The sequence below is a fragment of the Proteiniphilum sp. UBA5463 genome (assembly GCF_002427225.1).
In the GTDB taxonomy this organism is placed as follows: domain Bacteria; phylum Bacteroidota; class Bacteroidia; order Bacteroidales; family Dysgonomonadaceae; genus Proteiniphilum; species Proteiniphilum propionicum.
Genome location: NZ_DIQL01000054.1, coordinates 38840 through 48684, shown reverse-complemented (window position 1 = coordinate 48684; position 9845 = coordinate 38840). Strand labels below are relative to the sequence as shown.

Sequence of the window (9845 nt, the reverse complement as noted above, 5' to 3'; positions counted from 1 at the left end):
TTTTTTATGATGCTCTCTCTTTATAACCACTTAATATTCGTCTTCATTGAAAAAGAAATCTTCCTTGCTGGGATAATCCGGCCAAATATCCTCTATCGACTCAAATATCTCACCATCTTCTTCAATCTCCTGTAGATTTTCGATAACTTCAAGTGGTGCGCCCGATCGTTGAGCATAATCAATTAATTCATCCTTTGTAGCGGGCCAAGGAGCATCCTCTAATTTTGATGCTAATTCTAATGTCCAATACATTGAAAAATCCTTTAGTGTTATTACTCTTTTTTTTCGCAAATGTATAAAAAGTTTTTATATATCTCCCTTCTCCCAGTATAATTCTTCAGATGTCCTGCTGCATTCGCTTCTTGCGAGTACGAAGAAGTAGTCGGAAAGCCTGTTCAGAAAAATCAATACCTCAGCTGTAACAGGGTATTCTTCGGCCACACTGTAGGCATTACGTTCGGCCCGGCGTGCTATGGTGCGGCAAATATGCGCTCTTGCTGCAGGCTCATTACCACCCGGCAGAACAAAACGGTTAAGCTTTGGAAGAGTATTATCTATTTTATCAATCTGCTCCTCAATACGTGTAATATCTTTCGCCTTAATAATTACACTCTCATCTGGTGGTTTGCTTTCAGTCTCAGTAGCCAGATATGAGCCTATGTCAAACAGCTTGTGCTGAAGAAACAGAAGAAAGTCGCGATGTTCCTTGTCCTTTATCTCGCAGCTAAGCCATCCGATATGACTATTCAGTTCATCCAGTGTTCCATAGGACTCAAGACGAATATGCGTCTTGCTAACCCGGGTGCCTCCCACCAGCGAAGTGGCACCCTTGTCGCCGGTCTTTGTATATACCAAACTTTTTTTCATATAATTCTTTTTCAAGAGGTAAAACCTCCTAAACCATGACATTCAACGGATGGCCCGAAATCCAAAGCTATTGCTCCAGAGTCAGATATAAAAAATTTAAATTCCGCAACCGGAATTCATGATTCTGTTACACAAAATAGTTTACCTTGTTATAAGCTGTACTTAAGAAAGCCACTCCGGAACCTTTCAGTTCAAACGTCGCTGTCAATCTATCATCATTAACGATATTTCTCCAAAATTGTTTGCTCCAACTGCTTTTAATCGGATAAAGCACCCAAAATGTACGTTGATGACTCAACGACAAGAGTGTCTCTATGGCTGGCGTACTCTCTTTCTCCAGGTTGATGAAAATCGCATCGTAACACTGTTTCCCGCCAGCAGGTAGGGTTGTAACTAAGTCAACCTTCGGGTTTAACTCCCCATAAAGGCGCTTTGCAACAACAATCTCATCAGCCCTCTTCTCAACGCAGGTACAGCGAATATCGCGTGCAGGGGCTGTAAGGAAAAGGGTATTCACTCCCTTGCCCGAATTAATTTCCAGGATATTTTTAGCATTAAAATGGTTAACCATCCGAAAAGAGAGATGATTGATTCCGGAGACGAAACCGCTGTTGAGCCCTTTCTCCGATATCTCCTTCTCAATATCGGCAAATGCATAGTATAAATGAGGTGAACAGATTACATTAGTGATCAGCCCATAAGCGAAGGGTGAGTGTACACCATGTCCTCTCCGCTGTTTTATCCGTTTCAAGCACCTGAGAAAAGGCATCTGCCCACTACTTTTTTTCAATTAAAGCCACTGCATAAGCAGTAATACCCTCTTCCCGGCCCACAAAACCCATTTTCTCAGAGGTAGTGGCTTTAATGGAGATGCTATCTGTTTCCACCCCGATAACATTGGCAAGCGTTTGCTGCATAGAAGGAATAAAGGGATTGAGCTTAGGCTGCTCTGCACAAACAGTGGCGTCGATATTGCCCACATAATATCCGTGCTTCTCAAGCAACCCGGAGCACTTTTTCAACAGTATGGCGCTGCCGGCATCTTTGAATTCGGGAGATGTGTCCGGGAAATGATAGCCAATATCACGTAGATTAGCAGCACCAAGCAATGCATCACATATGGCATGAATAAGAACGTCTGCGTCTGAATGTCCCTCCAATCCCATTCTGTAGGCTATTTTCACACCACCTATCCACAACTCTCTTCCTTCTTGAAGGCGATGCATATCATAACCGAATCCTATTCGTATATTCATGTTTTTACCTCATTAAATTCATTATACCTTCGATATCAAAACCAAGTGATATGCGTAAAGTCTGGTCCAACGGGTTCGTCTGTGCAGTTGATACGAGATAGGCAGCATCAACCTGGAAAGCGTTTTTTTTGAAACCTCCGCCAAATGCAAAGAACCGGCGGCTGCCCTTATATTCGTTTTCATTGTAATAACCGGCACGGACAAAGAACTGATTGTCGTATACATATTCCGCTCCCAGAGACAACGTGACCTCCTGCAACTCCTCTTTGAAACCACCTGGTGCATCAGCAAACGATTTAAAAACACCACCTATGGAAGAGATATTGTTATAGTCGTCAATTCGTTTCTGTACCTCATCGGGCGTCTCACCGTCCTCAGGCAACTTTGGAGTAGGCACAAGCAGTTTATTGACATCAAAACTGAGCGATAAAGTATTCTTCGGGTCAATAGGATATCCCAAGGATACACCCATCCTGAGATTTGCAGGGAGAAACATTGATGTGGTACCACCATCATATGAGATTTTTGAGCCTATATTTGAAATGTTGAACCCAAATCCTAGCAATGTTTCTGAACGCCCCAGATAAATATAAGATTCGTTGTAACCTGATATATCTGCAGCAAAAGCCTTTCCGGGAGTTGTCTCATCATCTCCTGTCGAGTAGTCGGCGCGGATATATCTGAGTGTCACCGCACCAGAAAAAGTCTCCGTGAGTTTTCTTGAATAAGCCACATCAATAGCAAACTCGTGTGGCGAGACACTTTGCCAGAAATCTCCATTCAGATCCGGAATATCTATACTGCCAAGTGAGAAATAACGAAACGAAGCGCTGACAGCATTCAGGTTGTCATTCCCAAATTTCCTGTATCCGGAAGCATAGAGCAAATTAATATCGCTAACAAGCTTACTCAACCAGGGAGTGTAAGAAAAAGCAACCCCTCCACTGCCTGAGATGAAAGGATATTTAGCCGCGTTCCAATGTTGGGAGTATACGTCGGGCATCGTTGCCGCACCAATATCTCCCATTCCTCCGCCTCTTGCATCGGGAGCTATCTGTAAAGAGGGCATTGCAACAGGAATAGGGTTGTAATCCTGCGAATACAAACGGAGGCTCTGACAAAACAACATACTGCAAAGCAGCAAAGCACAAGTTACATTATTCATGATGTATTGCAAATTAAAGATAAAAGAGAGTCATTTCACACTGAAATCCAGCAGCTTTCTGTCCTCAATATAACCCTGCAGATGATCGTTAACGCTCACCGGCCCTATACCTGCCGGGGTACCGGTAAAAACCAGGTCCCCTATTTTCAGAGTAAAGAACCGGCTAATATATGAAATTATCTTGTCCACCGAGTATATCATCTCGTTTGTATTCCCCTGTTGAACAGTCTTGCTGTTGATATCAAGATGGAAATGCACGTTACCCAAGTCGGCAACCTCACTTTTAGAGATGAACTCACCAATAACAGCCGAACAATCGAAGCTTTTTGCTATCTCCCACGGCAACCCAAGCTCTTTCTGCTTCCTTTGCAGGTCACGAGCTGTAAAATCAATACCTACCGTTATCTCATCGTAATAACGGTGTGCAAATCGTTCGCCAATATTTTTTCCCAATCTGTCAATTTTCACTACCAGTTCCGTTTCGTAATGAATCTCATCAGAGAAGCCAGGAAGAAAAAACGGTTTCCCGTCTTTCAGCAGGGCTGTATCAGGCTTCATGAAAATAACAGGCTCCTTACTAACAAACGTACGCTCCATCTCTTTATTGTGTGAAGCGTAGTTAAGGCCAACAGCAAAAATTTTCATGAATTCAGGCGATTAAACATGACTGCCAGATGAGCATACAACGAAGTATTCTGAAGAACAACTTCCTCCGGGACGCGAATCCTGAACGGAGTGAAATTCCATATACCCTTTATTCCACCGCGAATCATGTATTCAGACACCTCCTGGGCAGCACCTGGAGGTACGGTCAGTATCCCTATCTCTGCCCCAATTTCTTTGTTCCTTTCAAAAAATTCACCAGAATAAAATACTTGAATATTATGTATCTTCTTGTTTACTATCGACTCTTTCACATCAAATCCGGCAATAATCTTCAAACCATATTGCTCCAAGCCGGAATCCGACAACAATGCGGCTCCCAGGCTTCCAACACCAAATACAACTGCTTTGTGAGTGTTGTTAAAACCCAGGAATGTCTCCAATACATTTATAAGCACGTCAACATCATAACCAACCCTCGTCTTTCCGCTTATATCCACATAGGAGAGATCCTTGGCAATCTGAGATGCTGAAACACCTATCTTTTTCGCAATTTGCGTAGAAGATACAATTGTTTCTCCCTGGCTTTTAAGTAATTTAACGTACGACAAGTACCAGGGGAGGCGCCTGAGTGCCGGTTCGGGTATTTTCGGGGTGTATATCTGGCCTGACATTTTCTTAATCTTTAATGATTCACCAAAGTAGGGTTATTCAAATTTTATCACTATTTTTAAGTACTTCATACTATTTCATTCAGATCAAAATATTTTACTCTCTAATTTCCTGATATGGCATAATTCGAATAAAATCATCTTCTGTTTATCGCTTATTTTAAAATTACAAACAACGAAATAATGCAATTAGACTTATCTTCTGTTCGTATTGCTTAACGAAATAGTACACAAAGATAAGCTCTTTTCGGAGAATTTTTAAAATTTTAATCTATATTTAAAGATAAATTTCTTTAATAGTTGCGCAATTTACTATACATTTGTGCAATGCATTTTTTTATCCCGTTATTAAAGTCGTATAATTTTTAAAACTTATAAATTCAGATGGATCCGTCTTATACAAAACTTATTTATCCTCTCGCGGGAGCTGCCGTGCTTGCATCCTGTAGTGTAAGCAAAAATGAGAACCTGTCCAAGCCATTAAACATAGTATATATCATGACCGACGACCACACCCGTCAGATGATGAGCTGCTATGATAGCCGTCATGTTGAGACCCCAAATCTGGATAGGATCGCCGAAAATGGAGTCAGGTTTACAAACGCGTATGTAGCTAACTCCATCTCCGCACCAAGCCGGGCATGCCTGTTAACAGGGAAGCACAGTCACAAGAACGGAAAAATAGATAATATATCATCTTTCGACGGGGACCAGCAGACTGTGCAACAGCTGCTTAAACAAGCCGGATATCAGACAGCCATGATCGGGAAATGGCATCTGGACAGTCAGCCTACCAACTTCGATCACTGGGAAATACTCCCCGGCCAGGGGAGCTACTACAATCCCGACTTCATCACTCCTGAAGGGAGGAAGCGCTATAACGGTTACGTCACAAACATAATTACCGATTTAAGCCTCAACTGGCTGGATAATGAGCGCGACAAAGATAAGCCTTTCGTACTGTTCCTCCACCACAAGGTAGCGCACCGTAACTGGATGGCCGATACAACACACTTAAAACTGTATGAAGATAAAACATTTGAGCTCCCGTCAAACTTTTACGACAACTACGAAGGGCGCGTCGCGGCACAGCAGCAGGAGATGAGCATTGCAAGCGATCACGACATGGATATTGTTAATGACCTGAAGATGCTGAAGCCAGGAGTAAAAACCCGTCTATCCAATGCCTATGAACACGGTGAGTATGCTCGACTGGATTCAGCACAAAAAGTTGCCTGGGACAACCACTACCAGCCAATAATAGATGAGTTCTATGCTGCCGGGCTAACTGGAAAAGAACTGGCAGAGTGGAAATACCAACGCTATATGCGCGATTATGCAAAGACTATTAAGTCGCTTGATGAAAACATTGGACGAGTATTAGACTATCTTGAGGAGAACAACATGCTCGAGAACACGGTAATTTTCTACACTTCCGACCAGGGATTTTATATGGGAGAGCATGGTTGGTTTGACAAACGGTTTATGTATGAAGAGTCGTTCAGCACTCCTCTTGTTATGCAGCTTCCTTCCCGATTCAAAAAACGAGGTATTATTGATGCGCTGGTACAAAATATAGATTTTGCACCCACAATGCTGGAGCTGGCAGGAGTTGAAGTTCCATCAGACATACAGGGGGCCTCACTTCTGCCTCTGCTTAAAAACAGTAAAGCACCGCGGGGATGGCGAAAGTCGCTCTACTACCATTACTACGAATTTCCTGGTGAACATGCGGTAAAGCGCCATTACGGAGTAAAAACAGAACGTTACAAACTCATTCACTTTTATGACAATATTGATGAGTGGGAGTTATTTGACCTGCATGCCGATCCGGCGGAAATGAATAATCTTTATGGAAAGAAAGGTTATGAAGATATCACCCGGGATCTGCGGGCAGAACTGAAAAGGCTACAGGAGTCTTATGACGATCCGATACGTCATAAGTTCCCTCTGTGATGACCGTGATTGATATGCAATTGTATATATGCATGGCAGGCGGGAGATCATTACATCTCCTCGTTGCCTATATTGCCTGAATTGTTGAGTGGTATTACCTTTGTCTTTTTACTGTCTTTTACAAGAGGGGTTAATTTTGCTGATACGATAGTCTTGAAGTATATGCTGTTAGTATGTATCTTAAATGCTGCTTCGTTTTCATAACATTCGTAAACAAAGATCTTCCTTCTGTCTTCTTCGCTCAAAAGGACATCGTAAATAATACACCCCTCTTCATTTTCAAGTGTTAAAGCCTGTAATTCAAGCAAAAGATCAATGGCTGAATCAACATTTTTCTCATCAAAGGTGTACTCTGCGATGATAGCATATTGCTCTTCGTTTTCCTGTGCCTGAATTACAGCCAGGGAGGTAAAGAGAATGCACAATATCGTGCTGAAAAGTATAACCGGCTTATTCATATTGTTAAAAATATTAATTTAATATAAAAACTGGCAGCTGTTACCTGTTCATCAAGCCGGAAGCACTCTTAAGGACAGCTTTCACTGAACCGATCTTCAGCTGAGTATCTATGACAACCGGAATACGGTTTTTATCGCGGGTAAGGGAAGCCCTCAAAGCATCTTTCTGGTTTGTAAACGCATCATCATAAACGGTCATTGAGATATTTATAACATCATACCTTTTCCCGTCGTTTGCCATTATTGATGATTCCCCAAGGTAGTTAACATACATGTTTACCGGCCTTCTCCCCGTAATAAACTGGATATAATGCCTGTCACCGGGTTTCATGCCGGCAAAATCGAGATTGCGTACGTACAATAATGCGGAAAGGTAATCATAGGTACACTTTTCGGTTGTTACAACCTCATCGAATTTTTCTATCCCGTTATATATTCGAAAAGTACGAATAGTTATCTTGTCACCATCATATGTAAAAGATTGTCTTTCTACTGAATAATCTTTCCCCTCAAATGCCTCTTTTGTGAACAACAAAGGACGAAGGTTCATATCTATGTATGATGTCAGTGTATCGTGTACGGTGTAAAAACTGCCGGCCAAACCAGATGAATTCAGCATCATTACTGTCTTATAGGTGTTTTGTCCACGGTAATTCGCTTCAGTAACCTGCAGCGATCCCCTGCCGGCACGTGCTTTCAGGATGCCATAATTGAAGTATAGGTCATAACGTATGTCTTCCCCGCTCGCAAAAGTGCTATTTGTCATGTTGCATTGTGCATTCATTTGCAAAAAACCGACAATTAAAAACAGGATCAGAACAATAGTTGTGTTACTTTTACTCATTATCATATTATTTTGTTGTTGATTCTGATTTTTCAATGGCTACCTCATGCTTCCCGATTGCTGTATTGCAGAAGGCCCCCCTAAACCACCCATTCCTGAGAACGGCGAACTCTGCCGGCTCTGCTGTTGTCTCTCCCTTTCCTGGTTAGGATCCCTCCTTTTTTTCTTCTCTTCCGGTTTATTCTTTGTAATCTCAATCGGTTTTTGACTAACCACAGGTGTAGAAAGAATATTCCACTCTTCACTATGGTCTGAAAATGCCCGGATCTGAAATTTGTCCGGATAGTAAAACAGCTCTTCAGGCTGGCGTTTATCGTCATAATTACCTGTTGTCCAAACCCCATCGCCATTACTGTCTATAACAATACGTGCATATATCTCGCCGGGAAGTAAATCTTGAAATCTAGCCTTACCCTCTTTGACAATACTTTTTCGAAAAGGTTTATCCGAATTATCTAGCAACTCCACGAAAGCATTTTCACCATCAGGCAACCCGGTAATTGATATTTCGAGATTACCGTACTGATCAAGCGGTTTAACAGTAAATAATTGTTCATACTTGTCGTTCCATATCCCGTAATGACTAAAAATAGCCGCAGAGTCAATAGTCAAGCGGTAACTTTCTCCGGGCATCCATGAAGGACGTAGTGTAAATTTACGCGGATTGAGCGAATCATGCTCCATCCTGTATGGAACAACTTCAAACAAAGAGTCAACAGCTCTCTCCAGTTTTACGTCAGATGAATCCAATGCTACTATTGGCTGTGCAAACTCAATCCTGATTGGGTTATATAACTCGAAAGAAGATTGAACGTTGCTGTTTATCCCCAGAAACTTCAGTGCCTGCTCTTCTTCTGCCCCTTTGCTTTCCTGACGTTTTCCACGTATTGATTTACGTATATTAAAATTGAGAGTATCTGTTGCTATATAATCCTTGTTAAGCGAATCGGTCCTTATGTAATTGATTTTCATACTTATGGAATCCTGTTTATAGATAAGTGAATCAGTAATCCAAAGAATCAGAGTGTCGTTTCTTGAGCTACGTTCAGCTACATACCAATCGTCACCATCTACCCCTGGGTTTAACAAAGAAAAAGTGGGCCTGTCTGTCGGTGCAGCAAAAAAGAGAGTAAGTCGGTTCTGTTCGGGCCGTTCATGTTTTTGAAGATATTGACGTTGAAAATCTGACAGAAAAGTGCGTAGCAACAAGTCGTCAGGCAGAAAGCGCGTATATTGAACCGTTCGGATAGTATCAATTGTTATGCTGTCAACAAAGACAGTATCTTGCCGTTCAGCCCTTATTGCTGAAGGAATAATTATTGAATCAAGGAAGGCTATTGCTTCCTGTGGATTGTCATATTTGTAGTCCCTGTTCAAATCATTAAGGGCGTAAACTTTATATTCGCCGGGAGATATCCCCCTTACAGTGAAATTTCCTCGTGAGTCGGTACGGGAGATTCGCTGGAAAGGTACTTTTGTAAATGCGGTATCATCAAGGTTTGAATGGATGCCCACATATATACCGGGGACAGGCTCAAGATCCTGAGCCGTGACTACTTTTCCCGAGACAGACAAAGTATCCAGCTGGTCACCAGTTGAAAAGGAATAGACAAAATTTTCGATTGGGTTACCTTCATTATTGTCTACAATTGCATCTGTAAAGTCTATTGTATAGGTAGTGTTTGGCAACAGCTCATCGTTAAGCTCTACAATAGCCTTTCTGCCAACAGAGCGGATTACCGGCATATTTTGCTGGGGAGGTGTAATTATTACTTTCTCGTTGGGCTTCTCGATTTTAATATTTTCGTCAAATTCTATCTCAATCCTACCGGGAGAGGCATTGAGTGCATTAAATCCGGGTGTTGCCCTTCTCACCACCGGGGGATCCACATCGTAGGCGCCTCCTGTAGGTGATGCAATGTTGGCGCAAGATTGAATTATAACAATGGCAAACAACGACAGAAACAGGAATGAAAATAATGAAAGAATTTTATTCAACATTTTAGGCTTTAGACATTTTACCAT

11 protein-coding genes are annotated in these 9845 nt (G+C 41.9%); 1 reads left to right on the top strand and 10 read right to left on the bottom strand.

What is annotated here, in order from left to right:
• Window positions 1-30: 30 nt before the first annotated feature.
• From B3B27_RS09330 to B3B27_RS09300, 7 genes are all read right to left on the bottom strand, one after another.
• Window positions 31-252 (bottom strand): DUF2795 domain-containing protein, encoded by a 222-nt coding sequence (locus B3B27_RS09330; RefSeq protein WP_019538324.1) that lies wholly within the window; start codon window positions 250-252, stop codon window positions 31-33.
• 54 nt (window positions 253-306) lie between these two features.
• A complete protein-coding gene (locus tag B3B27_RS09325; protein WP_238868444.1) occupies window positions 307-867 on the bottom strand; it encodes a cob(I)yrinic acid a,c-diamide adenosyltransferase in 561 nt (186 codons plus the stop codon).
• A 127-nt stretch (window positions 868-994) separates the two neighbouring features.
• Window positions 995-1636: a hypothetical protein gene (locus B3B27_RS09320; RefSeq protein WP_286832971.1), complete on the bottom strand. Its 642-nt coding sequence runs from the start codon at window positions 1634-1636 to the stop codon at window positions 995-997.
• 7 nt (window positions 1637-1643) lie between these two features.
• Window positions 1644-2123 (bottom strand): 2-C-methyl-D-erythritol 2,4-cyclodiphosphate synthase, encoded by a 480-nt coding sequence (gene ispF / locus B3B27_RS09315; RefSeq protein ID WP_238868442.1) that lies wholly within the window; start codon window positions 2121-2123, stop codon window positions 1644-1646.
• Between the two features lie 4 nt (window positions 2124-2127).
• Window positions 2128-3288 carry a type IX secretion system outer membrane channel protein PorV gene (gene porV / locus B3B27_RS09310; protein WP_238868441.1) on the bottom strand — a complete coding sequence of 387 codons (1161 nt, stop codon included), beginning with the start codon at window positions 3286-3288 and terminating at the stop codon, window positions 2128-2130.
• A 30-nt stretch (window positions 3289-3318) separates the two neighbouring features.
• The gene (locus tag B3B27_RS09305; RefSeq protein WP_238868440.1) at window positions 3319-3933 is read right to left on the bottom strand and encodes a fumarylacetoacetate hydrolase family protein; all 615 of its coding nucleotides are present in this window, start codon (window positions 3931-3933) and stop codon (window positions 3319-3321) included.
• Entirely contained in the window at window positions 3930-4565 is a 636-nt protein-coding gene (locus tag B3B27_RS09300) for a redox-sensing transcriptional repressor Rex (protein WP_238868439.1), read from the bottom strand. Before B3B27_RS09300 ends, B3B27_RS09305 begins: the two co-directional genes overlap by 4 nt.
• A gap of 381 nt (window positions 4566-4946) precedes the next feature.
• Here B3B27_RS09300 and B3B27_RS09295 point away from each other — a divergent pair, with 381 nt between their 5' ends.
• On the top strand, window positions 4947-6518 hold the full coding sequence (locus B3B27_RS09295; protein WP_238868438.1) for a sulfatase family protein: 1572 nt from the start codon (window positions 4947-4949) through the stop codon (window positions 6516-6518).
• Window positions 6519-6568: 50 nt separating this feature from the next.
• Here the strand turns inward: B3B27_RS09295 and B3B27_RS09290 are convergent, their stop codons facing one another.
• The 3 genes from B3B27_RS09290 to B3B27_RS09280 are packed head-to-tail and all read right to left on the bottom strand — an operon-like array spanning window position 6569 to window position 9821.
• On the bottom strand, window positions 6569-6976 hold the full coding sequence (locus B3B27_RS09290) for a putative quinol monooxygenase (protein WP_238868437.1): 408 nt from the start codon (window positions 6974-6976) through the stop codon (window positions 6569-6571).
• Window positions 6977-7016: 40 nt separating this feature from the next.
• Entirely contained in the window at window positions 7017-7820 is an 804-nt protein-coding gene (locus B3B27_RS09285; RefSeq protein ID WP_238868436.1) for a DUF3108 domain-containing protein, read from the bottom strand.
• Window positions 7821-7859: 39 nt separating this feature from the next.
• Window positions 7860-9821: an Ig-like domain-containing protein gene (locus tag B3B27_RS09280; RefSeq protein ID WP_286832969.1), complete on the bottom strand. Its 1962-nt coding sequence runs from the start codon at window positions 9819-9821 to the stop codon at window positions 7860-7862.
• Window positions 9822-9845: the final 24 nt, after the last annotated feature.